20 protein-coding genes and 2 pseudogenes are annotated in these 25,375 nt (G+C 72.6%); 12 read left to right on the plus strand and 10 right to left on the minus strand.

All coding sequences use genetic code 11. The features are described 5' to 3' along the window. The 3 genes from AB0G35_RS24405 to AB0G35_RS24415 form a co-directional block, all read right to left on the minus strand. Positions 1-806: antibiotic biosynthesis monooxygenase (locus AB0G35_RS24405; protein ID WP_360953248.1), on the minus strand; the 806-nt coding region annotated here is incomplete at its 3' end. A 155-nt stretch (positions 807-961) separates the two neighbouring features. Next, on the minus strand, positions 962-3,337 hold the full coding sequence (locus tag AB0G35_RS24410; RefSeq protein ID WP_360953251.1) for a collagenase: 2,376 nt from the start codon (positions 3,335-3,337) through the stop codon (positions 962-964). Between the two features lie 192 nt (positions 3,338-3,529). Further along, positions 3,530-4,495: a LysR family transcriptional regulator gene (locus tag AB0G35_RS24415; RefSeq protein ID WP_360953254.1), complete on the minus strand. Its 966-nt coding sequence runs from the start codon at positions 4,493-4,495 to the stop codon at positions 3,530-3,532. Between the two features lie 102 nt (positions 4,496-4,597). On the opposite strand from AB0G35_RS24415, the gene AB0G35_RS24420 reads away from it, so the two are divergent. Further along, positions 4,598-5,806, plus strand: a complete 1,209-nt coding sequence (locus tag AB0G35_RS24420; RefSeq protein ID WP_360953257.1) for a M6 family metalloprotease domain-containing protein — start codon at positions 4,598-4,600, stop codon at positions 5,804-5,806. Between the two features lie 76 nt (positions 5,807-5,882). Here the strand turns inward: AB0G35_RS24420 and AB0G35_RS24425 are convergent, their stop codons facing one another. The 5 genes from AB0G35_RS24425 to AB0G35_RS24445 are packed head-to-tail and all read right to left on the minus strand — an operon-like array spanning position 5,883 to position 11,671. Beyond that, a complete protein-coding gene (locus tag AB0G35_RS24425) occupies positions 5,883-6,911 on the minus strand; it encodes an ABC transporter ATP-binding protein (RefSeq protein ID WP_360953260.1) in 1,029 nt (342 codons plus the stop codon). After that, entirely contained in the window at positions 6,908-7,972 is a 1,065-nt protein-coding gene (locus tag AB0G35_RS24430; protein WP_360953263.1) for an ABC transporter ATP-binding protein, read from the minus strand. The genes AB0G35_RS24425 and AB0G35_RS24430 overlap by 4 nt, the downstream gene beginning before the upstream one ends. Then, positions 7,972-8,958: an ABC transporter permease gene (locus tag AB0G35_RS24435; RefSeq protein WP_360953266.1), complete on the minus strand. Its 987-nt coding sequence runs from the start codon at positions 8,956-8,958 to the stop codon at positions 7,972-7,974. Before AB0G35_RS24435 ends, AB0G35_RS24430 begins: the two co-directional genes overlap by 1 nt. Further along, complete coding sequence (locus tag AB0G35_RS24440; RefSeq protein WP_360953269.1) at positions 8,955-9,908, minus strand: ABC transporter permease; 954 nt, start codon at positions 9,906-9,908, stop codon at positions 8,955-8,957. Before AB0G35_RS24440 ends, AB0G35_RS24435 begins: the two co-directional genes overlap by 4 nt. A gap of 17 nt (positions 9,909-9,925) precedes the next feature. Continuing rightward, positions 9,926-11,671 carry an ABC transporter substrate-binding protein gene (locus tag AB0G35_RS24445; RefSeq protein ID WP_360953272.1) on the minus strand — a complete coding sequence of 582 codons (1,746 nt, stop codon included), beginning with the start codon at positions 11,669-11,671 and terminating at the stop codon, positions 9,926-9,928. Positions 11,672-11,856: 185 nt separating this feature from the next. On the opposite strand from AB0G35_RS24445, the gene AB0G35_RS24450 reads away from it, so the two are divergent. The 10 genes from AB0G35_RS24450 (at position 11,857) to AB0G35_RS24495 (ending at position 23,341) form a co-directional block, all read left to right on the plus strand. Beyond that, entirely contained in the window at positions 11,857-13,227 is a 1,371-nt protein-coding gene (locus tag AB0G35_RS24450; protein ID WP_360953275.1) for an aminopeptidase P family protein, read from the plus strand. Positions 13,228-13,329: 102 nt separating this feature from the next. Further along, positions 13,330-14,487: an FAD-binding oxidoreductase gene (locus AB0G35_RS24455; protein ID WP_360953278.1), complete on the plus strand. Its 1,158-nt coding sequence runs from the start codon at positions 13,330-13,332 to the stop codon at positions 14,485-14,487. A gap of 60 nt (positions 14,488-14,547) precedes the next feature. Continuing rightward, the gene (locus AB0G35_RS24460) at positions 14,548-14,868 is read left to right on the plus strand and encodes a (2Fe-2S)-binding protein (protein WP_360953281.1); all 321 of its coding nucleotides are present in this window, start codon (positions 14,548-14,550) and stop codon (positions 14,866-14,868) included. Next, a complete protein-coding gene (locus AB0G35_RS24465; RefSeq protein WP_360953284.1) occupies positions 14,849-16,354 on the plus strand; it encodes an NAD(P)/FAD-dependent oxidoreductase in 1,506 nt (501 codons plus the stop codon). Before AB0G35_RS24460 ends, AB0G35_RS24465 begins: the two co-directional genes overlap by 20 nt. 89 nt (positions 16,355-16,443) lie before the next feature. Next, positions 16,444-17,364, plus strand: coding sequence for a dihydrodipicolinate synthase family protein (locus tag AB0G35_RS24470; protein ID WP_360953287.1), 921 nt, complete (start codon positions 16,444-16,446; stop codon positions 17,362-17,364). Between the two features lie 13 nt (positions 17,365-17,377). After that, positions 17,378-18,382: a proline racemase family protein gene (locus tag AB0G35_RS24475; protein WP_360953290.1), complete on the plus strand. Its 1,005-nt coding sequence runs from the start codon at positions 17,378-17,380 to the stop codon at positions 18,380-18,382. Continuing rightward, positions 18,379-19,761, plus strand: a complete 1,383-nt coding sequence (locus AB0G35_RS24480) for an aldehyde dehydrogenase family protein (RefSeq protein ID WP_360953293.1) — start codon at positions 18,379-18,381, stop codon at positions 19,759-19,761. Before AB0G35_RS24475 ends, AB0G35_RS24480 begins: the two co-directional genes overlap by 4 nt. Positions 19,762-19,844: 83 nt before the next feature. After that, positions 19,845-20,561, plus strand: coding sequence for a GntR family transcriptional regulator (locus tag AB0G35_RS24485; RefSeq protein WP_360953296.1), 717 nt, complete (start codon positions 19,845-19,847; stop codon positions 20,559-20,561). A 139-nt stretch (positions 20,562-20,700) separates the two neighbouring features. Continuing rightward, positions 20,701-21,966, plus strand: a complete 1,266-nt coding sequence (locus tag AB0G35_RS24490; RefSeq protein ID WP_360953299.1) for an alpha/beta fold hydrolase — start codon at positions 20,701-20,703, stop codon at positions 21,964-21,966. Positions 21,967-22,135: 169 nt separating this feature from the next. Then, complete coding sequence (locus AB0G35_RS24495) at positions 22,136-23,341, plus strand: hypothetical protein (RefSeq protein ID WP_360953302.1); 1,206 nt, start codon at positions 22,136-22,138, stop codon at positions 23,339-23,341. Here AB0G35_RS24495 and AB0G35_RS24500 read toward each other — a convergent pair. Then, positions 23,325-24,141: pseudogene (locus tag AB0G35_RS24500) on the minus strand (sigma factor). The gene AB0G35_RS24495 and the pseudogene AB0G35_RS24500 sit on opposite strands and share 17 nt — an antisense overlap. Before the next feature lie 222 nt (positions 24,142-24,363). On the opposite strand from AB0G35_RS24500, the pseudogene AB0G35_RS24505 reads away from it, so the two are divergent. Continuing rightward, positions 24,364-24,695: pseudogene (locus AB0G35_RS24505) on the plus strand (NAD(P)H-dependent oxidoreductase); the annotation flags it as partial. A gap of 153 nt (positions 24,696-24,848) precedes the next feature. Here the strand turns inward: AB0G35_RS24505 and AB0G35_RS24510 are convergent. Continuing rightward, complete coding sequence (locus tag AB0G35_RS24510; protein WP_360953305.1) at positions 24,849-25,307, minus strand: nucleoside deaminase; 459 nt, start codon at positions 25,305-25,307, stop codon at positions 24,849-24,851. Between the last annotated feature and the right edge of the window lie 68 nt (positions 25,308-25,375).

Consider the following 25,375-nt stretch of genomic DNA (forward strand, 5'->3'; position numbering starts at 1 on the left):
ATGTTTCCGATGAACAGGCCGAGGTAGCCCGGTACGCCGAGGCCGGTGAGCTCGTCCCCGATCGTCAGGTTGAGCACCATCACCGTCGGATAGAGCGCCAGGAGCACGGTCATGGCCTGTTTCCAGTTGGGCGGGGCGCCGCCCTGTGCACCCCGGTCGAACTGGAACCAACCGCTGAACGCCGAGCTGACCTTGCGCACGTCGTACGAGGAGAAGTAGGCGTCTCCCTCCTCCAACAGCTTTTTGCGCTGATCGGATCCGAGCCAGTCGTCGAGGTGTTCCCGGGAGTCGAACCGGAAGACGACCACCCAGTGCTCCTGGACGCCCTCCACCGGCCGGAACAGCTCGGAACCCATGAAGCCCGGCGCCTTCTCCTGCGCTTTGAGCGTCTTCTCCTGCCAGTTCAGAAATCCCTGCTCGCATCCGGGCTTCACGTCGTGGGAGATGACGGCGGTGACCATCTCCGGGGTCACCTGGGCGGTCGTGCCGCCCCGGAGCACCTCCTGTGTGGGGGGCCCGTCGAAGAGCCCGCGGGCTTCGTCGAGCAGGTCCCGGCGCCGGTCCGAAGCCAGCCAGGTGGTGAGGTGGTCCATACCGGAGAAGCGGAATACGGCCACCCATTCGTTCTTCTCGCCTGCGCCGGGCGGGTAGACCTCGGCGCCCACGAAACCCTCGAAGCCGCGAGCGGCCTGGTTCGTCCGGTCCTGCCAGCGCCGGTACTCGTCGGTGCGGCCCGCACGCACCTTCTGCGAGGTCACGACGGTGGCAGTGTCGGCCGCGGCACCGCGGCTTGCACGGGCGCTCACCTGGAATAGCCTAGTAATAAGCGATTTACCGGGCAAATGGGGCTTGGCTGCCGGGATGCTTGCCGGGCAGGGCCGCCCGTGCGCGCCCGGGCTGGGGAGGGGCGCGCACGGACGGCATCACGGGTGCGGGTGCGGGTGCGGGTGCCGCGGCCGGGTCAGCTACGCAGGGGGCCTTCGCAGTGGAAGTCGGACGTGCCCGCGCGCCGGTCGGACCAGATGTCGACCTCGCCGAAGGTGCAGTTCATGTCGGTGAGGTTGTTGTCGCCGCCCGCGGCCCGGTCGAGCAGGAAGTAGTCGACCGTCTCGGACATGTCCTTGAAGATGCGGCCCGGGTCGTTCGCGTCGTTCAGGCGCGCGGTGATGCGCCCCGCACAGCTGAACCGAGGCCGCTCCTGCCCGCCCGTGGCGCGGCAGTCGGGCGCGGCCCCGGTCGTGGCCTTGAAGGAGTCGCGCACCTGCTCGGCGGTGCCGTCGCGCAGCTCGCCGAGGGCCACGTACCGGGTGTCGGGCACGAACAGGTCGTCGACGTGGGCGATCTGCCGGTCCAGGAAGGCGTCGTACGCCTGCTGCAGGCCGCCGTCCCGGCCGAGCCGGTCGCGCCAGGCGTCGAAGGCGGCCGGGTCGTCGGCCCGCAGGTGCCGGTACATCTCCCGTAGCAGTGCCGGGCGTTCGGTCCACAGGAACTCGAAGAAGGTGCCCGCGTAGTTGTAGAAGCGGAAGCCGTCGCCGTCGTAGGTGGCGTGCAGCAGTTGGTACACGCTCATGCGGGGGCCGCCGTTCGCGGTGTCCGCGATGATGCCCTTCACGAGCGACTTGCGGACCTTGATGCCGTCGTCCCGGGTGGCGCCGTCGAAGAACTCCGCGGTGCCCTCGTCCATCGCCGTCGTCCGGTCGCCCTCGTACCACCGGCCCTCGCCGAAGGAGCCGGGTACCGCCCAGCGGCCGTTGAGGTAGTGCGTGTACTCGTGCCGGAAGAGCTCCTCCAGCGTCAGCGTGGAGTCCTGGGGAACGCGGCGCTGGTAGGTGTAGAAGGTCGCGCCCTTCTCGATGTAGATGCCGCCGTTGCTGGTGCTCAGGCCGGTCAGCAGCGGCTGGAAGTTCTCGTAGTCGGCGCGGGAGGCGTACAGGACGATGTGCAGGGTGGAGTTGGTGTCTCCCGCCAGCGGCTCTTCGGTGCCGACGACCCGGTGGAACTGCGCCTTGACCTGCTTGCTCGCGTAGTAGAGCTGGTCCACGGTGCCCCGCGCGAGCGCCGTGCGCACGTGCATGCCGTCCTGCGCGCCGTCCTTGTCGTACGTGTAGGTGTTCGGGAAGAGCCGGCGCTCGATGTCCTCGCGGCACACCTTGTACGGGGCGCAGGCGTCGAACTCCACCAGCCAGGTCGCGGCCTTGGCCCACGGCGCGCTGCGGTCGCCGAACGTGCGGGCGGTGGTGTTCAGGAGTGCGCCGAGACCGCGGACGACCTCGTCGCGCAGCGCGTCGATCTGCCCGAAGCGGCCGTACTCGCTGACCGCGTCGCGCGCCACCCACGCGTTCGGTCCGTCCTTGAGGTGGGCGTACGCGCCGAACGCCTTGAAGGCGGCGCGGTAGCCGGGGTTCGCGGCGGCCGCGGCGCGGAAGGCGGTGTCCTGGTTGCCGGGGTAGATGCCCAGGTAGTTGAGGGAGAGGGCGGCGAGGGCCGCGCCGCCCCAGGAGGCGTCCTGGGCGGTGTTCGTGTGCCGGGCGTCCATGGCCGTCAACACCTTCTGCACCAGCGGGAGTTGATGCTGGCGCAGACCCGGTGCGCTCGCCGCGTACAGCGCCTCGCGCAGGGTCTCGGCGTTGCTGCGGGTCGCCTCGAAGGTGTGGGCGGCCGAGCCGAAGGTGTCGACGGCCCGGCGCACGGCGTCCAGCGTCGCCGGGTCGGCGAGGTCGACCTCCCGGTGGGAGAAGGCCTGGTACGCGACCGCGTGGAGGTAGGTGAACATCTCCAGCAGGTGGGTGCCGTTCCGGCCGTCGTGCGCGGCGGCGAGTTGCTGGATGCGGTGCGCGACGGCCTGGATGTGGTTCTTCGACATGACGGGCGCGAGGCGCTGGTCCCAGGTCCAGATCAGGGTGCGCAGACAGCCGTCGGCGGTGACCTCGGGGGCGGCGAGGAACTCGGCGAACCGGTCCGGGGAAAGGCCCGTGACGCCGTCGAGGGTGCAGGGCACGGTGGTCTTGCCGATCGTGGCGTGCGGTGTCCGGGCCTTCGTCCCCGCCTTCGCCTTGGGCGTGTGCGGGCCGGGAACACGGGAGTTGCCGAGCCCGCCGGGGCCCGGTATCCGGGCGGCCGAGGGCTTGGGTGCCCGGGCCAGGTGGTCGACCCGGTCGTGCGGGGTGGGCGGGGGAGCCGTCGCGCCGGAGAAGGCGGCCGCATGCGGGGCCGCGGCGGTGGTGCGCGGGGCGGAGGAGGGGGTGGCCGGGTATCCGGTCCCGGCCGCCGTGACGCAGAGCGTCACCGCTGTCGCGGCCGTGAGCAGGGATCTGTGAAGGGTTCTGGAAGGGAACACGGAAGCTCTCCTGTGTGGGGGCTGAGGCGTGCGCACGGAGCCGCGGTGCTCGCGGGCCCTGATGCCCTGCCGGGTGCCGACCGTGAGAGGCATGCGCACGTCATGTGATGCGTAACGTAGTAATGTGAAATTGCACTGACAACCCCTTTGCCGGGATGTATTCCAGCGAAATCCCCTTTTCTGCCGGGAAGTTCAGACCAAGGGGTGCGCCGCGCCCGGGTGCCGTTGCCGCCAGCGCGCGTACGCCGGACTGTCGGCGCAGGCGCTCAGGTAGCCGTCGCGCACCCGTCGCAGGATCGCCTCGCCGTGCCGGGCGAGCGGGCCGTCGCGGTGCCAGGCCAGCACATGGCGGTACCACAGGGGACTGCCGGCCAGCGGACGCACGGCCACCCCCGGCACCTCGATGAAGGTGGCCTGGCAGAGGCTCACCGCCAGGCCGGCGCGGACGATCTCGATCAACTGCCGGCCCTCCGCCTCGTACGGCACCCGGGGCTGACGGTCGGTCAGCGCGAAGACGGACGACCAGTACTCACGGGTGCGGTCGCTGTCCGGGCGGGGCGCCGCCCAGTCCTCCGCGGCAAGCCCGGAAAGACTCACCTCCTCCTGGTCCGCAAGGGGGTGGCCGGCCGGCAGCAGGGCGAAGACCGGTTCCGTGACGAGCGGGTGCAGCAGCACGCCCTCGCGGGGCGGCGGCTCCTGGCCGGGATGGTCGCCGAGGACAGCGGCCTCCAGGCGGCCGGCGCAGAGGTCGTCCAGCAGCGGGGCGGGCGCGTACTGGCCGCGCGCGGTCACCTCCGCGGCCGGCAGCAACTCCCGCACCGCCAGCAGGAGATGGCCGAGCAGCGGGGCACCCACCGAGCCGACGCGGATCCGGGCGGGCGCCGCGGCGCGCCGGGTGGCCCGGTCGGTGTCGGCGAGGAGCTGGTCGACGCCCGGCAGGATCGCGCGGGCGCGGGCCAGCACCAGGTCGCCCAGCGGGGTGGGCGCCGAGCCCGCCCGCCGGCGCTCGAACAGTGCGCCGCCCAGGAGGGTTTCGATGCGCCGCAGCTGGGCGCTCAGGCCCGGCTGGGTCATCCCCAGCGACGCGGCGGCCCGGGTGAGGCTGCCGGCCTCGGCGATCGCGCACACCACCCGTAGATGCCGTATCTCCAGATCCATGGCGCGGATGTTATGGAGCGGCGGGAGCTTCCCGACAGGGTGCGCCGGCCCTCACTCTCATGTGACATCGCACACCACACCCCCATGGAAAGGTGCCCGATCATGAAGGCGCTGCACCCTGCCCGCCGGAGGCCCGCACCGCTGCTCGCGGCAGCGCTCGCCGGGCTCCTCCTGCCCCTCACCGGAGCCCCGCACGCCGAGGCGTCCCCCGCGCGCCACCCGGCGGCCGGCGCCCGTGACTGCGCGCTGCCGGGCACCACCGGATGGACGGACGAAGGGCATGACACCGACCGCTCCGTGTTCCAGCGCCCCACCGGGACCCGCAAGGTCGGCATGATCTTCGTGGACTTCCCGGACGCCCCCGCCACCGAGTCCCCGGCCGATGACGCGGCCCGGATCACGCCCGGCGCGGACTGGCTGTGGCAGGCGTCGTACGGCAAGGCGTGGCTCGCCGTCTCCCAGCACCGGCACTGGGTACGGATGCCCCGCAACTCCACCGACTACGGTTTCGCGCGCGGCCTCAGCCACGAGGCGCACGAGGCCTACATCAAGGACGCCGTCACCGCCGCCGACCCGGACGTGGACTTCGCCGCGTACGACATGGTGTACGTCGTCCCGACGAAGAACGCCTCGGCCATCTCCTTCACCCCCACCTATGTGTACGAGCCGGGCACGGCCGGTGTCGTCGCCGACGGAAAGCGCCTCAAGTGGGCCGTCACCTTCGGCCAGGACATGTGGCACTGGGGGCCCGAACTGGTCGGCCACGAAACCGCGCACACCTTCGGACTGCCCGACCTGTACGCCTTCGACCCCGGCGACGACGGCCACCGCTTCGTGGGTGGCTGGGACGTCATGGGCCTGATCAGCGGGGCCGGACCGCAGTACTTCGCCTGGCAGTCGTGGAAGCTCGGCTGGACCGCCGACAGCCAGGTGGTCTGCCGGGCCACGGCGGGCAGCGACACCGTCCGCCTCACCGCCGCCGAGTACGGCAGCGGCACGAAGATGGCCGTCGTCCGCACCGGCCCGACGTCGGCCTACGTGGTCGAGTCCCGGCGGGCGGCCCGCGCGGACACCGGGCTGTGTGCGACCGGCGCGCTCGTCTACAAGGTCGACTCCTCCGTCGAGACCGGCAAGGGCCCCGTCCAGGTCATCGACGCCAAGCCCGATGCCACCCCCGCGCAAGGCTGCCGGCCCTTGGACGACGCACCGTACGGACCCGGCGAGTCGTTCACCGACCCGGCCGCGGGGGTGCGGATCGACGTGCGGGAGGCGGGCGCCTACGGGGACACGGTGCGCCTCACCAAGTCGTAAGTGCCCCCACAACGAAGGGAAGCCGGGCCCTGGCGCGCCGGAGCGGGCGCCAGGGCCCGGCCGTGCCTGCGGACGGTCAGACCGCCTCGGGGAAGTGGCAGGCGACCCGGCGCGCCGTCCCGGACCGCTCCGGACCGCCGAGGACCGGGGCCTCGGTCCGGCAGACCGCCTGCGCCTTGGGGCAGCGCGGATGGAAGGTGCAGCCGGGCGGGGGCGCCGCCGGGCTCGGAGAGTCGCCGAGCAGGGTGATGCGCTCCCGGGCCCGTTCGGCGACCGGGTCGGGCAGCGGTACGGCGGACAGCAGGGCCCGCGTGTAGGGGTGCGCGGGAGCCGAGTAGACCTGCTCCTTGGGGCCGATCTCGACGATGCGGCCCAGGTACATCACGGCGACCCGGTCGCAGACCCGTTTGACCACGGACAGGTCGTGCGCGATGAAGAGGTAGGCGAGTCCGAGTTCGCGCTGGAGGCGGTCCATGAGGTTGACGATCTGCGCCTGTACGGAGACGTCGAGGGCCGAGACCGGTTCGTCCGCGACGACCAGGCGGGGGCCGGTGGCCAACGCCCGGGCGATGCCGATGCGTTGGGCCTGGCCGCCGGAGAACTCGTGCGGATACCGGTCGAGGTGCTCGGGGATGAGCCCGACCAGCTGCAGCAGATCGGTGGCCCGGTGCCGGGCGTCGACCGCCGAACCGCCCTGCGCCAGCAGGGGTTCGGCGATGATCCTGGCCACGGTCTGGCGCGGGTTGAGGGAGGCGTGCGGGTCCTGGAAGACCATCTGGAAGTGGCGGCGCAGCGGGTGCAGCTCCCGCTGGCCGAGGTGGCTGATGTCGCGGCCGTCGAACGTGATCGAGCCGCTCGTAGGCTCCAGGAGCCGCACGATCATCCGGCCGGTGGTGGACTTGCCGCACCCCGACTCCCCGACCAGACCGAGGGTTTCGCCCGCCGCCACATCGAAGCTGACGCCGTCGACGGCCCGGACGGGAGCCCTGCGGCCGCCCCGCTTCCCGGGGAAGGTCCTTGTCACCTCGCGTACGGACAGCAGCGGGGTCACGGCCTGGGAGGGGGAGCCGGCGGCCGGGGGCGGGAACGTGCGGGGCGTCGTCATGACGTGACCTTTCGGATCTGGTCCGGGCCCTCGGGCCGCGGGCTTCCGGTGACGCCGGGCGGGGTGGCCGGGCCGAGCGGCAGATGGCAGGCCACCGCGTGTCCGCCCGAGGAGACCAGCCGGGGCCGGTGCCGGGTGCAGCGCTCCCGGCCCGTCCGGTCGGCCGCCGCCGCCCGCGGGCAGCGGGGCGCGAACGCACAGCCCGGCGTGGGGGCGAGCAGCGAGGGCGGGCTGCCGGGGATCGCGCGCAACGGGGCGTCGTCGGCGTCGTCGAGCCGGGGGAGGGAATCGAGCAGACCGCGCGTGTAGGGGTGGGCCGGGGCGGCGAACAGCGCCTCCACCGGCGCCTGTTCGGCCGCCTGCCCGCCGTACATGACCAGCACCTCGTGGGCCACGCGGGCGACGACCCCGAGGTCATGGGTGATCAGGACGACGGCGAGCGCGCGTTCCTCCTGGAGCCGGGCGAGCAGCTCCAGGATCTGGGCCTGGACGGTGACGTCCAGGGCGGTGGTGGGCTCGTCCGCGATGAGCAGGTCGGGTTCGCAGACGAGGGCCATGGCGATCATCACCCGCTGCCGCATGCCGCCGGAGAACTGGTGCGGGTACTCGCCCGCCCGGCGCTCCGGCTCCGGTATCCCGACCTCGGCGAGCATCTCCACGGCCCGCCGTCGGGCGGCGGCGCGGCGGGAGCCGAAGTGCACCCGGTGGTGCTCGGCTATCTGCTCGCCGACCGTGTAGTACGGGTGGAGGCTGGAGAGCGGGTCCTGGAAGACCATCGCCATCCGGCGGCCGCGGAGCCGGCTCAGCTCGCGCTCGGGGAGCCCGACCAGCTCCCGGCCCTCCAGGGCGATCGAACCGCTGACCTCGGCGCCGGTGTGCAGGCCCAGCACGGCCAGCGAGGTGACCGACTTGCCGGAGCCGGACTCGCCGACGATGCCGAGGGTACGGCCGCGGTGGACGTCGAAGGACAGCGAGTCGACGGCACGTACGGGGCCGTCCTTGGTGGCGAAGGTCACCGCCAAGTCCCTTACGGACAGCAGGGGTTCGGTGGCGGTGGCCATCACAGCCTCACTCGGGGGTCGACGACGGCGTACAGGAGGTCGACGGCCAGGTTGGCGACGACGATGAAGGTGGCGGCGAGCAGGGTCACGCCGAGGATCACCGGCTGGTCACCGGTGGTCAGGGCGCCGTAGAAGAGCCGTCCGATGCCGGGGAGGCCGAAGAGCGACTCGGTGATCACCGCGCCGGCGAGCAGCCCGCCCAGGTCCATCCCGAAGAGGGTGAGCAGAGGCGTCATCCCCGCCCGCAGTCCGTGCTTGACGACCACGGAGCGGCGCGGCAGGCCCTTGGCGCGGGCCGTGCGGATGTACGGCTCCGCCATCGTCTCGATCATCGAACTGCGGCTCTGGCGTGCGTACATGGCGGCATACAGGACGGCGAGCGCCAGCCAGGGCAGCAGCAGGTTCGACGCCCAGCGCGCGGGGTCGTCGGCGAAGGAGACGTAGCGGGGGTACGGGAGCAGGCCGGCCACCCGGATGAGGCCGTAGATCAGCATCATCGACGTGAAGTAGACCGGCAGCGAGGCGGCGCCGGCCGCCCCGACCATCAGGGCGCGGTCGACGAGCGTGTCCTTGCGGAGGGCCGCGACCACCCCGGCGCTCAGGCCGAGCACCAGCCACAGCACGGCCGCACCCACGGCGAGGGACGCGGACACCGGCAGCCGGTCCACGAGGAGGTCCCAGACGGCCTCGCTGTTCTCGTACGAGTAGCCCAGGCAGGGGAAGTCGCAGTGCAGGGTGTACCGGCCGCTGCCCATCGTGCGGCCGGTGAAGATCCCGGAGACGAAGTCCCAGAACTGCCGCCATACGGGCTCGTCGAGCCCCATGTGCGCGCGGATCGCCTCCAGGCGCTCGGTGCTGCACGACTTGCCGCAGGCCGCGGCGGCCGGGTCGGAGGGCAGGACGTAGAAGAGGGTGAAGGTGACCGCGGCGACGGCGACCAGCACTCCCACGACGGCGGCCAGGCGCCGCAGCGTGTAGAGGATCATGTGCGGCTTCCCCTCGGGTCGAGGACGTCGCGCAGGGCGTCGCCGAGCAGTGTGAACGCCAGGACGGTCAGGAACAGACAGGCGCTCGGGATGACGAAGTACATGGGGTCGGTGTCGTAGAAGGAGACGCTCTCGGCGATCATCTGGCCCCAGGAGGGGGTGGGCGGGCGCACCCCCACGCCGAGGTAACTCAGGGCCGCCTCGGTGGCGATCATCCCCGGGACGATGAGGGTGGTGTACGCGATGACGGGCCCGGCGACGCCCGGGAGGACGTCGCGGGTGAGGATCCGCCAGGAGCCGGAGCCGCCGACGCGGGCGGCGTCGACGTACTCGCGGTGCTTGAGGGAGAGGGTCTGACCGCGCACCACGCGGGCGATGCCGGGCCAGCCGAAGAGGCCGATGACGGCCGTCATCAGCAGGATCCGGTTGACGTCCTTGGCGACCGACATCATCGCGATCATGAAGATGAGGGAGGGAAAGGACATGGTGAGGTCGATCAGGCGGGAGAGCAGGGCGTCGGTACGGCCGCCGAAGTAGCCGGCCGCGATCCCGGCCGCCGTCCCGGTGACCACGACGATCGCGGTGGCCGTGAGGGCGATCAGCAGCGAGACCCGGGCGCCGTGCACGACCCGGGCGAACAGGTCCCGCCCGGTGACCGGTTCGACGCCCAGCCAGTGCTCGGCGGAGATCCCGCCGAGCGGTCCGAGGGGCGTGCCGCCGAGGTACGGATCCACGGCGGACTTGTCGAACGCGTCGGGCGGCCAGCCGCCGAGCGCGCTCAGCAGCGGGGCCGCGGCCGCCATGACCAGGAACAGGCCGATGATGACGAGGGAGACCTTCACGGAGGCGCGGCGCCGCAGTGCGCGACGGACCAGCTGACCGGGGCGGCCGGTCGCGGCGGACAGGGCGGCCGCCTCCGGGGCGAGCGGCTCGGGTGCGGGGGAGGACATGAGGGGCTCGCTCCTCCTCAAGCCCGGCTCTTGGCGGGGTCTTTGAGGCCGACGGAGGCGTAGTCCAGCTGGCCGCCGAAGGAGGTCTGGCCGTAGGCGCCGGCGATGTTGCCGCCGAGCACCAGGGGCCAGCGGCGCACCAGGACCGGGACGGCGGGGGCCTTCTTGAGGATCTCGCCGTCGAGGTGCCGCCACGCCCGGTCGGCCCGTCGGGCGTCGGTCATCGCGGCGATCTCGTCCATCCGCCGCATGGTCGGCCGGTCGCGGAAGAGCGAGTGGTTGCCGGAGTTGCCCTTCTCCTTGATGTACCGGCCGTCGAACACGAACGGCAGGAACGTCGAGCCGGAGGGGTAGTCGGGGCACCATCCGGTCAGGACCAGATCGGTGCGGTTCTTGGTGTCGCCGATGGTGGCGTAGAACGCGGACGGGTCGACGGTGTTGACGGCGACCTTGATGCCGGCCTTGGCCAGGGACTGCTGGACGGCCTCGGCCCGTCCCTTGTCGCCGGAGGACACGGTGATCTCCGTCGAGAAGCCGTCGGGCTTGCCCGCCTCCTTCAGCAGCGCCCTGGCCTTCGCGAGGTCTCCGGTGGCGGGGATCTTGAGGGTGTCGGGCTGCTTGCCGCCGAAGAGGGAGGCCGGCATGTAGGCGGTGGACAGGTCGTTGAAGGCCGGGCCGCCGGACGCGGTCAGCACCGAGTCCCTGTCGAGGGCGTACTGCACCGCCTGACGCACCCGCACATCGGTGAAGGGCGCCCGCCCGGTGTGCATCTGCACCATGTCCGTGCAGTTCGTGGACTCGGCCAGCAGGCGCGCTCTGACGTCGGCGCGCGGCAGCACCTTGGCCGCGCTCTCCGGGCGCAGTGCGGACCAGGGGACGGCGGAGGCGTCCGGGCCCCACCCGGCGATGAGCCGGTCGTCGATCTGGTTGGCCTTCAGGCCCATCTCCACGACCAGCCGGTCCGGATACGCCTTGCGCACCGGGTCGGTCTTCGCGTCCCAGTGCGGATTGCGGACCAGCACGAGCCGCTTGCCCCGCCCGTACGACTCGATCTTGTACGGCCCCGAGGAGAACGGCCGGTTGTCGTAGCGCGGTCCGTTGTCGCGGGTCCGGGGGACGGGTGCGAAGGTCGGCATCACGGTGACATCGGGGAACTCCGCGAAGGGCTTGCGCAGTTCGAAGACGATGGTGTGGTCGTCCGGCGTCTTCACGGAGGCGAGGTGCTTGCCGTCCGCGGGTCCGTTGTAGCCCTGGGCGCCGGCGAGGTAGCGGGCCGCGTAGTCGGCGCCGCCGGGCAGGTCGGGGGAGAAGGACCGCTCCACGTCGTACTTGATGTCCTGTGCGGTGACGGGTGTGCCGTCCTCGTATTTGACGCCCTTTTTGAGGTGGAAGGTCCAGGTCCTGGCGCCGTGGGACGGGGTGCCGAGGTCGGTGGCGAGGTCGGGGACGAGGGTGCCGCCCGCGGGGCCGGGCGCCGCCCGGTAGGTCACCAGGGTGCGGTAGAGCAGGCGGGTTCCGAAGTCCATGTCGTTCATGACCCAGTTGCGGGCCGGGTCGAGATGGGTGAAGTCCTGGTTGGACAGGACGGTGAGGGTGCCGCCGCGCTTCGGGGTGCCGCCGACGACCTTGCCCTGGTTGGCGAGGGCGGGGTTCTTGCCGCGGCCCCTGCCGTCCGCGGAGTCCTGGCCGCCGGCGCAGCCGGCCGTGCCGAGGGTGAGGGCCGTCGCCAGGGAGAGGGCGGCGGCTCGGGTGCGCTTGTTCATCAGTGGTCACCACTCCGTGAACAGTCGGACAGCCGTCAGGCTGGAAGGTGACCCGTAAAATAGTAATGTGAAATTGCACTGACAAGGTGTCGGCCGCCCCGTTACCCAGCTGTGCCCGAGGCGAACTGCCCCCAGGGGCGGCGCGTTTGCTCTGCCACTCGTTCTGCGACCGAGGAGGAGAACCCATGACGGAAGCTGTTCCCACCGCCCCGCGCACCGTCAGCCATGACCTGCCCGTCACGCCGGAGTTGGAACGGTTCCTGGCGAGCGGCTGGGCGGCGACGCCGCTGCCGGACGCCCTCCGGCTGCCCGCCGCCGAGGTCACCCCCGCCCGCCGGCAGCGCCTCTCCGCCCGCTTCCCCGGCGAACGGCTGATCGTCCCGGCTGGTGAACTCACGGTCCGTTCCAACGACTGCGACCACCGCTTCCGCCCGCACAGCGCCTACGCCTGGCTCACCGGCCTGACCGGCGAGGACCAGGCCGGGCACGTGTTGGTCCTGGAGCCGGACGGACCGCACCGGCACGAAGCGGTGCTCTACCTCCGGCCCCGCTCCCCGCGCACCGACAGCGGCTTCTGCCGGGACCGGCGCTACGGCGAGTTCTGGGTCGGCCGCCGCCCCGACCTCGCAGAGGCCGAGCGCATGACCGGCGTCCGCTGCGTCCACCTGGACGGCCTCGGTGCCCTGCCGCCGGGCCGCAACGCCGCCACGGACCGCCAACTCGCCTCCGTACTCAGCGAGTTGCGGCTCATCAAGGACGCCTGGGAGGTCGCGCAGCTGCAGCTCGCCGTCGACCACACGACCGCCGGGTTCGAGGACGTCGTCCGCAGCCTGCCGCGCGCCCTCGCCCATCCGCGCGGCGAGCGCTGGATCGAGGGGGTCTTCGGGCTGCGGGCCCGCGCCGAGGGCAACGGCACGGGGTACGAGACGATCGCGGCCAGTGGCGCCCACGCCTGCGTCCTGCACTGGATACGCAACGACGGCCCCCTGGACGCCCGCCAGTTGCTCCTGCTGGACGCCGGCGTGGAGACCGACACCCTCTACACCGCCGACATCACCCGCACCCTGCCGCTCTCCGGGCGCTTCTCCCCGGTGCAGCGGCAGGTGTACGAGCTGGTCCTCGCGGCCCAGGAGGCGGGCATCGCCGCCCTGAGGCCGGGGGCGCGGTTCCGTGACTTCCACCACGCGGCGATGCGGGTGATCGCGGAGGGGCTCACCGAATGGGGTGTCCTGAAGAGCCCGGAAGGGGACTTCCATCGCCGCTACACCCTCTGCAGCAGCGGGCACATGCTCGGGCTCGACGTGCACGACTGCGCCCAGGCCCGGGCCGAGGCCTATCTCGACGGAGTGCTGGCGGAAGGGCAGGTGCTGACGGTCGAGCCGGGGCTCTACCTCCAGCCGGACGACGAGACGCTCCCGCCCGGCCTGCGCGGCATCGGCGTACGGATCGAGGACGACCTGGTGATCACGGCGGACGGGGCCCGGTTGATGTCGGGCGCCCTGCCGCGGACGCCGGAGGCCGTGGAGACCTGGATGGGGGAGCTGGCGGAGGGCTGAGGTCACCGGCCGCGCGAGGGCGTTACGGGCCGCGGACAGGGGAATTGACGCGAGGACGGGAGATCTCTTGGCAACGCTGGTGCAATGTGAAATATTACTGACGTGCCCACGAGAAACTCTCCGGATCTCATCGTCATCGGTGCGGGCGTGGTCGGCGCCGCCTGCGCCTACTACGCGGCCCGGCGGGGTCTGAGCGTCACCGTGCTCGACCGCGGCTCCGTCGCCGGCGGCACCACGGGCGCCGGCGAAGGCAACCTCCTGGTCTCCGACAAGGAACCCGGCCCCGAGCTCGAACTCGCCCTGTATTCCACGCAGTTGTGGCGGGAACTGGCCGAGATGCTCCCGGCGCGGGTCGAGTACGAGGCCAAGGGCGGCCTCGTCGTCGCCTCCGCCGAGACGGGCCTGGCCGCGCTGCGGGAATTCGCCGCACGGCAGGCGGCGGCCGGGGTCACGACGGAAGTCGTGCCGGGCGGGCGGCTCCGCGAGCTGGAGCCGCACCTCGCCCCCGGCCTCGCCGGCGGCGTCCACTACCCGCAGGACGCCCAGGTGCAGCCCGCCCTCGCCGCCGCCCACCTGCTGCGCGCGGCCGGCGACCGGGTGTGCCTCCGACTCGGCGAGGAGGTCACCGCGATCCTCACCGGTGCCCACGGTGAGGTGCGGGGAGTACGGACGCCTTCCGGCGAGCTCCGGGCCCCCTACGTCGTGAACGCGGCGGGGACATGGGGCGGCGAGGTGGCCCGGCTCGCCGGCGTGGCGCTGCCGGTGCGGCCCCGGCGCGGCTTTGTGCTGGTCACCGAGCCGCTGCCGCGCCTGGTGCGGCGCAAGGTGTACGCCGCGGACTACGTCGCCGACGTCGCCAGTGACTCGGCGGCCCTGCAGACCTCCGCCGTCGTCGAGGGCACCCCCGCGGGCCCGGTGCTGATCGGCGCGAGCCGGGAGCGGGTGGGATTCGACCGCTCGCTGTCCGTGGCGGCACTGCGCCGCCTCGCCGGGCAGGCCGTACGGCTCTTCCCGGCCCTCGCCGCCGTACGGGCCGTGCGGACCTACGCGGGCTTCCGCCCCTACCTGCCCGACCACCTGCCCGCGATCGGACCCGACCCGCGCCGGCCGGGACTGCTGCACGCCTGCGGCCACGAAGGAGCGGGCATCGGCCTCGCCCCGGCCACCGGACGGATCATCGCGGAGGCCCTGGCGGACGGCGAACTCCCGGTGGACATCACACCGTTCAGGCCCGACCGGTTCGACGGGGGAGAGGCCTGATGACCGCTTCCCCCGCCCCTCGCCGACCCCGCACCGACCTCCCGCGAAAGGAGCCGCGCCATGGCGCGTGACCGCAGCCCCGCCGAGCTCGTCGGCGCGGTGCCCGACACCGCCTTCGAGATCACCTTCGACGGCCGCCCGATCACCGCGCTGCCCGGCCAGTCCCTGGCCGCCGCGCTGTGGGCCGCCGGCATCCTCGCCTGGCGCACCACCCGCGTCGGCGGCCGGCCGCGCGGCGCCTTCTGCGGCATCGGGCACTGCTTCGACTGCCTGGCCACCGTCAACGGGGAACCCAACCGCCGGGCCTGCCTGGTCCCGGCGCGGCCCGGCGACGCCGTCACGACCCAGGAGGGACACGGCCGTGCCGAACTCGCCGTCTGAGGACCCGGAGTACGACCTCGCGGTGATCGGGGCCGGCGCCGCGGGCCTCGCCGGTGCCGTCACCGCCGCCGAACTCGGCCTGTCCGTCGCCCTCTTGGACACGGCCTCGGACCCGGGCGGACAGTTCTACCGGCACCCCGCCCCGGCCCTCGGCGCCACCCGCCCCGAGGCCTTGCACCACGACTGGTCCACCTTCACCGGTCTGCGCCGCCGCCTGGCCGACAGCGGCGCGACCCCGCTCGCCGGTCACCACGTCTGGACCGTCGTCCGCGCCGAGCCCGAGGGCCTGTGGGACGTGCACGCCGTCACCGGAGCGGACGGCAACGGCGAGCGCCCGGTCCGGGTCCGGGCCCGTGCGGTGCTGCTCGCGACCGGTGCCTACGAGCGTCAACTGCCCTTCCCCGGCTGGACGTTGCCGGGCGTGGTGGGTGCCGGGGGAGCGCAGGCGATGCTGAAGTCCGGCCTGGTGCTGCCCGGGCGGCATGTCGTGGTGGCGGGCAGCGGTCCGCTGCTGCTGGCCGTCGCCGCCTCGCTCGCCAAGGCGGGGGCCCGCGTCCCGGCGGTGATCGAGGCGTCCGGCTACCTCGGCTACGCCCGCCACCCCCGCGTCCTCGCCGCCAACGCACCCAAGATGGCCGAGGCGGCGGTGCACGGCACGGCCCTGCTGCGGCACGGGGTGCGGCTGCGCACCCGCAGCGCGGTGACCCAGGTGCACGGGGCCGACCGGGTGGAGGCCGTCACGGTCTCCCGGCTCGACCGCGACTGGCGGCCCGTACGGGGGTCCGGTCGCCGGATCGTGTGCGATGCCCTCGCGGTCGGCTTCGGCCTCGTCCCGCAACTGGAACTCGCCACCGGCCTGGGCTGTGCCACCCGGCGCACCCGGGACGGCAGCCACGCCCTCGACCTCGACGCACAGCAGGAGACCTCGGTCCCCGGCATCTGGGCGGCGGGCGAGACGGGCGGCATCGGCGGCGTTCAACTCGCCTGCGTGGAGGGCGAGATGGCGGGCATCGCGATCGCGGCCCGGCTGGGCGGGCGGCCCGCGCTCACCGCGAGCGGGCGGGTCCGTGCACTGCGCCGCCGGCGCGACCGGATGCGCGCCTTCGCTTCCGTGATGGCCGCGGCACACGCGCCCGGCGCCGGATGGAGCCGGTGGCTCGACGACAGCACGGACGTGTGCCGCTGCGAGGAGGTCCCCGCCGGCCGCATCCGGGAGGCGGTCACCGACTACGGCGCCCGGGACGCCCGCACCGTCAAACTGCTCACCCGCGCCGGTATGGGCTGGTGCCAGGGCCGGATGTGCGGGACCGCCGTGGCCTGCCTGGCCGCGGAGGGACCGGGGGCAGAGCCGCCACCGTCGCCGGAGCGCCGGCCGCTGGCCGTACCGGTCCGGCTGGACGTGCTCGGCGCCCTCGCCGAGACGGCCGTATCGGAGGCCGGCGGGCCGGAGGAGAGCGACGATCCGGAGGAGGGCGCCGGTGCCTGACGGACGCCCCGACCCCACGGGCACCACCCACCGCTTCATGCAATGTCACACGCCACGGTAAGTACCGTATGTCACAGAAGGGTTCGTTCATGACCGCCACCTCCACCGCCACGACCTGGAGCGCCGAACGCCCCTGGCGCGGCATCATGGTCGCCACCGCCCTCCCCCTGCGCGCGGACCGCTCCGTCGACCACGACGCCTACGCCGACCACGTCCGCCGGCTCCTCGACAACGGCTGCGACGGCGTCGTCCCCAACGGCTCCCTGGGCGAGTACCAGACCCTGACCGACGAGGAACGAGCCCGGGTGGTGCGCACCGCCGTCGCGGCCGCCGGCGACGGCGCGCGCGTGATGCCCGGAGTGTCCGCGTACGGCAGCGCCGAGGCGCGCCGCTGGGCCGAGCAGGCCGCCGAAGAGGGCTGCGGCAGCGTCCTGCTGCTGCCGCCCAACGCCTACCGCGCCGACGAGTCCGCCGTACGGGCCCACTACGCCGAAGTGGCCCGGGCCGGCCTGCCGATCGTGGGCTACAACAACCCCATCGACACCAAGGTCGACCTGACCCCCGCGCTCCTCGCCCGCCTCCACGGCGAGGGCAGCATCGTGGCGGTCAAGGAGTTCACCGGCGATGTGCGCCGCGCCTACGAGCTGGCGGAACTCGCCCCCGATCTGGACCTGTTGATCGGCGCGGACGACGTACTCCTGGAGCTCGCGCTGGCCGGCGCGGTCGGCTGGATCGCCGGATACCCCAACGCCTTCCCCGCCGCCTGCGCCGAGCTCTACCGCGCCGCCGTGGCCCACGACCTGGACACCGCGCTGCCGCTGTACCGGTCCCTGCACGCCCTGCTGCGGTGGGACTCCAGGACCGAGTTCGTCCAGGCCATCAAGCTGTCCATGGACATCGTCGGCCGCCACGGAGGCCCCACCCGGCCGCCCCGCCTGCCGCTGTCCGGCGCCGTCGAGGCCGAGGTGCGGGCGGCCACCGAGAAGGCCGTCGCCGCCGGCCACCGCTGACCAGGAGGAGACCATGCGCACCCGCCACGTCTTCCACGCCGTCGACTCCCACACCGAAGGCATGCCCACCCGTGTGATCACCGGCGGCGTCGGGGTGATCCCCGGCACCACCATGGCCGAGCGCCGGCTGCACTTCATCGAGCACCTGGACCACCTGCGCACCCTGCTCATGTACGAGCCGCGGGGCCACGCCTCCATGAGCGGCGCCGTCCTCCAGCCCCCGACCCGGCCGGACGCCGACTACGGCGTGCTGTTCATCGAGGTCTCCGGCCTCCTGCCGATGTGCGGACACGGCACCATCGGGGTCGCCACCGTCCTCGTCGAGACCGGCATGGTCGAGGTCACCGAGCCCGTGACCACCGTCCGCCTCGACACCCCGGCCGGCTTGGTCAGCGTCGACGTGCAGGTCGAGGACGGACGGGCCAAGGCCGTCACCCTCACCAACGTGCCCGCCTTCAGCGTCGGCCTCGACCTCACCGCGGACGTCCCGGGCCACGGCACGGTGACGTACGACCTCGCCTTCGGCGGGAACTTCTACGCCTTCGTCGACCTCGACGCGCTGGGCCTGCCGTTCGACCGCGCCCGCAAGGACGACCTGCTCGCCGCCGGGCTCGCCCTCATGGACGCGATCAACGCCTCGCCCGACCGGCCCGTCCACCCGGTCCGGCCGGAGATCGCGGGCGTCAAGCACGTCTACCTCGCCGCCCCGGGCTCGGACGCCCGGCACTCCCGGCACGCCATGGCCATCCACCCCGGCTGGTTCGACCGCTCGCCGTGCGGCACCGGCACCAGCGCCAGGATGGCCCAGCTGCACGCCCGCGGTGCCCTGCCCCTGCACCGCGACTTCGTCAACGAGTCCTTCATCGGCACCCGCTTCACCGGACGGCTGGTCGAAGAGACGGAGACCGGCGGAGTGCCCGCCGTCGTACCGCGCATCACCGGGCGGGCCTGGATCACCGGCACCGCCCAGTACTTCCTGGACCCCGACGACCCCTTCCCCGGAGGTTTCCTCCTGTGAGCACCGCCCTGGCCCCGGTTGTCTCCCGCAACCCGGCCGACCCCTCCGACGTGGTCGTGGAGACCGCCGCGCCCGGCGCGTTCGCCGCCGCCGACGCCGTCGAACGCGCCCGCACCGCACAGCCCGGCTGGCTGCTCGGCGGCGCGGCCGCCCGCTCGGCGGCCCTCGGCGCGATCGCCGTCGCCGTCGAGGCGGCCGCGGACGAACTGACCGCGCTCGCCGTACGCGAGGCGGGCAAACCCGTCACCGAAGCCCGCGCCGAGGTGGCCCGCGCCGCCGCGATCTGGCGCTACTACGCCCAGGCCCCGTACGACCCCGCCGGCGCCGTCCACGAGACGGCCGGCGGCCCCGGGCTGCTGCTCACCCGCCGCCGTCCGCACGGCGTCGCCGGCCTGATCACCCCCTGGAACTTCCCGTTCGCGATCCCCACCTGGAAGGCGGCCCCCGCGCTCGCGGCCGGCAATGCCGTCGTCCTCAAACCCGCCCCCGAAGCCACCGCCTGTGCGCTGCGCCTGGCCGAGATCGTGCAACAGGCCCTGCCGCCCGGGGTGTTCACGGTGCTGCCCGGCGGTGCCACCGAGGGGGACGCCGTCGTTTCGGCCGCCGACGTCATCTCCTTCACCGGCTCCACCGCGGTCGGCCGGGCCGTCGCACGGACCGCCACCGCCCGGGGCGTCCCCGTACAGGTGGAGATGGGCGGGCTGAACGCGGCGATCGTCCTGCCGGACGCCGACATCGACACCGCGGCCGCCCACATCGCCGCCGCGATCGCCGGATACGCCGGCCAGAAGTGCACCGCCACCAGCCGCGTGATCGCGGTCGGCGCGGCCCTCGCGCCGCTGCGCGAGGCGCTGGCCGCACACCTGCGGGCCCTGCCGGTGGGCGCCCCCACCGACCCCGCCACCGTCTGCGGCCCCCTCATCGACGAGCAGGCCCGCAACCGGGTCGTCGAGGCCCGCCGGGGACTGCCCGCCCTCGTGGGCACCCCCGCGCCCGTCCCGAGTGACGGCTGGTACGCGGCGCCGGCCCTGCTGGAGAACGTCCCCCCGGACCACCCGCTCCTGCGGGAAGAAACCTTCGGCCCGATCGCCGTACTGCTCCCCGCCGACGACCTGGACGGGGCGGTGCGAATGACCAACTCCGTGCCGTACGGCCTGGTCACCTCGGTGCACACGGCGTCCCTCGACACGGCACTGCACGGACTCGACCGGCTCGACACCGGCATGATCCGGATCAACGCCCCTTCCACCGGCGTCGACTTCCACCTGCCGTTCGGCGGCACCAAGGCATCCAGCCACGGACCACGCGAACAGGGCCGCGCCGCCCTGGACTTCTACACCTCGGCCCGCACCTACACCCTCGCCCCCGCACACCGGTAGCCACCTGCGAAAACAACGTGACATTGTACGCTGGTGATCCGCTCGGCCACGAGGGACAAGGGCACGAAGGGAAACACCACGACATGGGCCACCTCACGCAGCGCAATCTCAACACCACCAGGGAGCGCCTGCGCGACCAGGTCGCCCACCACCTGCGGGCGGCCCTGATCTCGGGCGAACTCCGACCCGGCGAGGTCTACTCGGCACCCGGCCTCGCGGAGGACTTCGGCATCTCCGCGACGCCGGTGCGCGAGGCGATGCTCGACCTGGCCCGCGAAGGCCTGGTCGAGCCCGTCCGCAACAAGGGGTTCCGGGTCACCGAGGTCAACGAGCGCGACCTCGACCAGTACACCGAGATCCGCACCCTCATCGAGGTCCCCATGATCGGCCGCATCACGCGCAGCGCGTCCCGCGAGGAGCTGGAGGCGCTGCGCCCGGTCGCCGAGGAGATCGTGCGTGCCGCCCGCGAGCACGACCTCATCGGCTACCTCGACGCCGACCGCCAGTTCCACCTCTCCCTCCTCGCGCTGGCCGGCAACGACCGGCTCGTGGAGACCGTCAGCGACCTGCGCAAGCGGTCCCGCCTGTACGGCCTGACCGCCCTGGACGAACGCGACCAGCTGCTCCCCTCGGCCGAGGAACACATCGAACTCCTCGACCTGATGGTGGCCGGGAACGCCAAGGCCGCAGAGAAGTGCATGGCCCGCCACCTGGGCCATGTGCGGTCCCTGTGGGCGGAGAGCGGACAGCGGCGCGTGCCCGCCCGGCGCGGCGGTGCCGTCCGCCCGAACTCCCGCTGACGGACGGACGACGCCCGGGGCGGGCGGGGCGTGCACAACACGGCGTTATGGCCGAGCGGGAGTTCCCCCGGCGCGGCGGTGACCACAGACTGTCCCACGCCGGTAACACCACACCTCACCCACGCGCCCCGGAAGGCCCATGAACCCCGCGTACGCCACCGTCGACCACACCTTCACGGTCCCCCTGGACCACGCCGCCCCCGGTGGCGAGACCCTCCGCATATTCGCCCGCGAGATCACCGACCGCTCCCGCACCGGCGAGGAACTGCCCTGGCTGCTGTACCTGCAGGGCGGCCCGGGCGGCAAGTCACCCCGCCCGTCGGGGAGTTCGCCCGGCTGGCTGGCCCACGCGCTGACCACGCACCGCGTCCTCCTCCTCGACCAGAGGGGCACCGGCCGCTCCACCCCGGTCACCGCACGGTCCGCCGCGCGCTTCCGCGATCCGGCCCGACTCGCCGCCTACCTGGGCCACTTCAGAGCGGACTCGATCGTCGCCGACGCCGAGCTGATCCGCCGCACGCTCGGCGGTGGACGCCCCTGGGAGACACTCGGCCAGAGCTACGGCGGCTTCCTCACCCTCACCTACCTCTCCCAGGCCCCGGAAGGACTCCGGGCCTGCTACGTCGCCGGCGGCCTCCCCGGCCTCACGGCCACCGCCGACGACGTGTACGCCCGCACCTACCCGCGGGTGCGCGACCGGGTCCACGAGTTCTACGCCCGCTATCCGGACGACGCCCGATGCCTGCGCCAGGTGGCCGATCTGCTCACCGCGCAGGACGTACGGCTGCCCGACGGGGACCGGCTCACCGTCCGCCGGCTGCGCACCCTCGGCCTGGTGCTCGGCATGGGCGACGGATTCGAGCGCCTGCACTGGCTGCTCGACGAAGCGCTGGACGATCACGGCGGACTGAGCGACACCTTCCGCTACCAGGTGATGGGCCTCACCGGCTTCACCGACAACCCGCTCTTCGCCGTCCTCCAGGAAACCCTCTACGGCCAGGGCGCCGGCCCCACCGGCTGGGCGGCCTCCCGCGCCCTCACCGCCTTCCCCGAATTCACCGAGGCCGCTGACCCCCTGCTGTTCACCGGCGAAATGATCTACCCCTGGATGTTCGACGACATCCGCGGTCTGCGCCCCTTCGCGCAGGCCGCCGACCTTCTCGCCCGGCGTACCGACTGGCCGCCCCTGTACGACCCGGACCGCCTCGCCGCCAACCAGGTCCCGCTCGCCGCGGTCGTCTACCACGACGACATGTACGTGGACGCGGGACTGTCCCTGGACACCGCCCGCACGATCGGCGCCGCGCGCGCCTGGGTCACCAACGAGTGGGAACACGACGGGCTCGCCGCCTCCGGAGACCGGGTCCTCGCCCGCCTGATGGACCTGGCCGCGGGCCGCGCCTGAGACGAGCCCTTCGCGGGCCCCGGCGAGGACGCAGGCGGACGACCCTGCGTCGATGCTCCGGCCACTCTGCGAAGTTCCACCGCTGTGACGGAACCGTGGCGTTGATCAGCTCATCTCACAGGACGTCCCGATAGAGGACTTCTGGGTAGTAAACGCGATTGGTTCAGTTATGCGGGAATTCAGCCGAAGGGGCGTACTCGGACTCGGTGCAGGCGCGGCAGCGGCGCTGTCCGTCGCGGGCTGCTCCACCTCCGGGTCGTCGGACTCCGACAAGGTCGGGACCAAGCCCGGAAAGGGGCCGCAGGCCAAGCCGATAGGCGACGGCTCGACCGCCTACACCGGAAAACAGCCCCATCAGCCGCCCAGGCCGGAGCGGCTGGAGCCGGGGCAGAAGCCGCCGCAGTTCGTGGTGTTCTCCTGGGACGGTGCGGGGGAGGTCGGCAACGGTCTCTTCCCGCGGTTCCGCAAACTCGCCCGCGACCACAACGCGTCGATGACCTTCTTCCTCTCCGGGATCTATGTGCTGCCGGAGGCGAAGCGACGCCTGTACCGGCCGCCGAACAACCCGGTCGGCGCGTCCGACATCGACTTCCTCACCGAGGACCACATCCGGGCGACGCTGAAGAACCTGCGCGCGGCCTGGCTGGAGGGCCACGAGATAGGCACCCATTTCAACGGGCACTTCGGCGGTGAGGGCCGGGGCTCGGTCAAGTACTGGACGCCCGCGCAGTGGGAGTCCGAGATCGAGCAGGCCATGTCCTTCGTCACCAAGTGGCGCACCAACACCGGCTTCACCGACCTCGAACCGCTCCCGTTCGACTATGCCAAGGAGCTCGTCGGCAGCCGCACCCCTCAACTGCTCGGCCAGGAGAACCTGCTGCCCACCGCCCGCAAGCTCGGCTGGCGCTACGACGCCAGCTCGCCCGGCGGCCTCCAGATCTGGCCCACCAAAAAGCAGGGGCTGTGGGACTTCCCGCTGCAGCAGATGCCGTTCCCCGGACACTCCTTCCCCGTCCTGTCGATGGACTACAACATCGCGGCCAACCAGTCGCCGAAGAACGTCACCCACGGCCCGCCGGCCAACTACCCGGGCTGGCGCAAGCAGGCCACCGAGGCCTACATCGCCGGCTTCCGGCGGGCCTACGAGACCAACCGGGCGCCCTTCTTCATCGGCAACCACTTCGAGCAGTGGAACGGCGGCATCTACATGGACGCCGTCGAGGAGGCGCTCAAGCACATGGCCGACGACAAGCACAAGGACGTCCGGCTGGTCTCCTTCCGCCAGCTCTGCGACTGGCTCGACGCCCAGGACCCCAAGATCCTCGCCGACCTGCGCCGACTCGGGGTCGGCCAGCCGTTCACCGGACGCGGCTGACGAAGCGGTCACCGATCGCCCACCACGACGGGCCGGGGTCGTCGGCGCTGCTCGCACCCTCGTCGAGCGGCTGTCGGCCCGTCGTCCAGGACCGCAGCTTCTCGGGGTTGAGCACTGCCCAGATGCGGCTGATCCGGTCGCCCGTGACGTCGAACGCCATCACCGATACGGTGGCGCCCGCCAGTTGAGCCACCAGTCCGGGCTGCCCGTTGACCGTACGCTCCACGAGCGTCACGGCGGCCGCCCCGTCGGCCCGGTCGGCGAAGAAACGAGCGACCTGCTCGGCGCCGCGGACCGGGTCGAGCGCGGCGGTGACGAGTCCGCCGCCGTCGCCGGTCGCCGTGGCGTCGGGGGCCAGCAGACCGAGGAGGGCGTCGATGTCCTTGGCCTCCCAGGCCTGCTTGAAGGCCCTGACGACGACGGCGCGCCGGGCCGCCGGGACCGCGTCGGCCTGCGACGCCACGTCGGGCGCCGATCCACTCCGTACGGTCGGGCAGCGGCTCAGGGATCCATTCGCCCACGTAGCGCTCGCGCCTGGCCCGCGCCGACCCGAGCTGGTCGAGGCAGATCCGGCTGGCGACGGTCGTCAGCCAGGCACCGGGGGAGTCGATGGCCGCCTGCTGTGGTGGGGACATGGCGTACCAGCGGGCGTAGGTCTCCTGAACGACGTCCTCGGCATCGGCCAGTGAGCCCAGCAGCCGGTACGCGAGGTTGGTCAGCTGACGACGCTCGTTCATGACCGCGCTCAGGCCCGGATCGGGCCGGCCCTGTCCCGGTGTGGACTCGGACGGGTGGTTCATCGGTGTCACCGGCTCCCTTGGACGCTTGGCCTCACCCCTTACGACGAGGCGGGGCGGCGAACTGTGAGGCCGGAACGTCACCTCACATCCCGCGGGGCTGTCTCGTCGTACCGATCGGACCGCATCCGATCAGGCCGCGCCCGATCAGTCCGACCTGATCGGACCGGCGCCGAGCGGACCGGCACGCGACCAGACCCACCCCGCACACGAAGGAAACCGCTCATGGAACCCGTGAACGTGGCGATCATCTACTACAGCTCCACCGCACCGTACATACCTTGGCGCAAGCCGCCGTCGAGGGCGCGGAGAAGGCCGGCGCCACCGTGCGCCTGCGCAAGGTCGCCGAAACGGCCCCACCGGAGGCGGCCGGCGCCAGGCCGGAGTGGGCGCGGCACCTGGAGGACACCGCCGACGTCGCCGAGGCCGGTCACGACGACCTGGAGTGGGCCGACGCGGTGCTGTTCGGCACGCCCACCCGCTTCGGCAACCCGGCCAGCCAGCTCCGGGCGTTCATCGACACCACCGGCCCCCTGTGGTTCCAGGGCAAGCTCGCGGGGGCGGCATCATCGTGCCCCCGCTCTGGCATGCGGCAAGGCTAGGGGCAGGGCCGAGGTGCGTCAGACCTCCGCCTTCGCCGTCGCCTGTGAGAAGGCGGGCGCCGCTTCCACCGGCTCCCGCTTGACGGGCCGGCACCTTTGCGAGGACCTCTAAGGCCCCGACTCCCCGATGTCCTCCAGCCAGAGTTCCGGTCTGGCCGTGACGAAGTCGCGCATCAGCTCCACGCATTCGGCGTCGTCGAGCACCACGATCCGCACACCGTGCTCCGCGAGCCATGCCTGACCGCCCTCGAAGGACCGGGCCTCCCCGATCACCACACGCGAGATGCCGAACTGACGCACGAGTCCGGAGCAGTACCAGCAGGGGGCGAGCGTCGTGACCATGGTCGTCCCGCGGTACGTACGCTGCCGTCCGGCTGCCCGGAAAGCGGCCGTCTCGGCGTGCATGGAGGGATCACCGTCCTGCACGCGCCGGTTTCGCCCCCTCCCGAGCAGGGTGCCGTCCGCGCCGTACAGCGCGGCCCCGATCGGGACGCCGCCCTCTTCCAGACCGGCGCGGGCCTCCTCCAAAGCGACGTCGAGCAGGGCCCGTTCCCGAATGAGATCCATGCCCCCATTGTGCTCTTCGAGAGTTTCGTGCTCAATGGAGCCAGCTGCTGAAGGGGGACAGCGCTGTG

The sequence above is a fragment of the Streptomyces sp. NPDC021749 genome, from assembly GCF_040640655.1.
GTDB lineage: Bacteria > Actinomycetota > Actinomycetes > Streptomycetales > Streptomycetaceae > Streptomyces.

Excerpts from the sequence above, each read along its gene's own strand:
- AB0G35_RS24415 (WP_360953254.1), bottom strand. The coding sequence starts at position 4,495 with ATGGATCTGGAGATACGGCATCTACGGGTGGTGTGCGCGATCGCCGAG.
- AB0G35_RS24420 (WP_360953257.1), top strand. The coding sequence starts at position 4,598 with ATGAAGGCGCTGCACCCTGCCCGCCGGAGGCCCGCACCGCTGCTCGCG.
- AB0G35_RS24425 (WP_360953260.1), bottom strand. The coding sequence starts at position 6,911 with ATGACGACGCCCCGCACGTTCCCGCCCCCGGCCGCCGGCTCCCCCTCC.
- AB0G35_RS24430 (WP_360953263.1), bottom strand. The coding sequence starts at position 7,972 with ATGGCCACCGCCACCGAACCCCTGCTGTCCGTAAGGGACTTGGCGGTG.
- AB0G35_RS24435 (WP_360953266.1), bottom strand. The coding sequence starts at position 8,958 with ATGATCCTCTACACGCTGCGGCGCCTGGCCGCCGTCGTGGGAGTGCTG.
- AB0G35_RS24440 (WP_360953269.1), bottom strand. The coding sequence starts at position 9,908 with ATGTCCTCCCCCGCACCCGAGCCGCTCGCCCCGGAGGCGGCCGCCCTG.
- AB0G35_RS24445 (WP_360953272.1), bottom strand. The coding sequence starts at position 11,671 with ATGAACAAGCGCACCCGAGCCGCCGCCCTCTCCCTGGCGACGGCCCTC.
- AB0G35_RS24450 (WP_360953275.1), top strand. The coding sequence starts at position 11,857 with ATGACGGAAGCTGTTCCCACCGCCCCGCGCACCGTCAGCCATGACCTG.
- AB0G35_RS24460 (WP_360953281.1), top strand. The coding sequence starts at position 14,548 with ATGGCGCGTGACCGCAGCCCCGCCGAGCTCGTCGGCGCGGTGCCCGAC.
- AB0G35_RS24470 (WP_360953287.1), top strand. The coding sequence starts at position 16,444 with ATGACCGCCACCTCCACCGCCACGACCTGGAGCGCCGAACGCCCCTGG.
- AB0G35_RS24475 (WP_360953290.1), top strand. The coding sequence starts at position 17,378 with ATGCGCACCCGCCACGTCTTCCACGCCGTCGACTCCCACACCGAAGGC.
- AB0G35_RS24485 (WP_360953296.1), top strand. The coding sequence starts at position 19,845 with ATGGGCCACCTCACGCAGCGCAATCTCAACACCACCAGGGAGCGCCTG.
- AB0G35_RS24490 (WP_360953299.1), top strand. The coding sequence starts at position 20,701 with ATGAACCCCGCGTACGCCACCGTCGACCACACCTTCACGGTCCCCCTG.
- AB0G35_RS24495 (WP_360953302.1), top strand. The coding sequence starts at position 22,136 with ATGCGGGAATTCAGCCGAAGGGGCGTACTCGGACTCGGTGCAGGCGCG.
- AB0G35_RS24510 (WP_360953305.1), bottom strand. The coding sequence starts at position 25,307 with ATGGATCTCATTCGGGAACGGGCCCTGCTCGACGTCGCTTTGGAGGAG.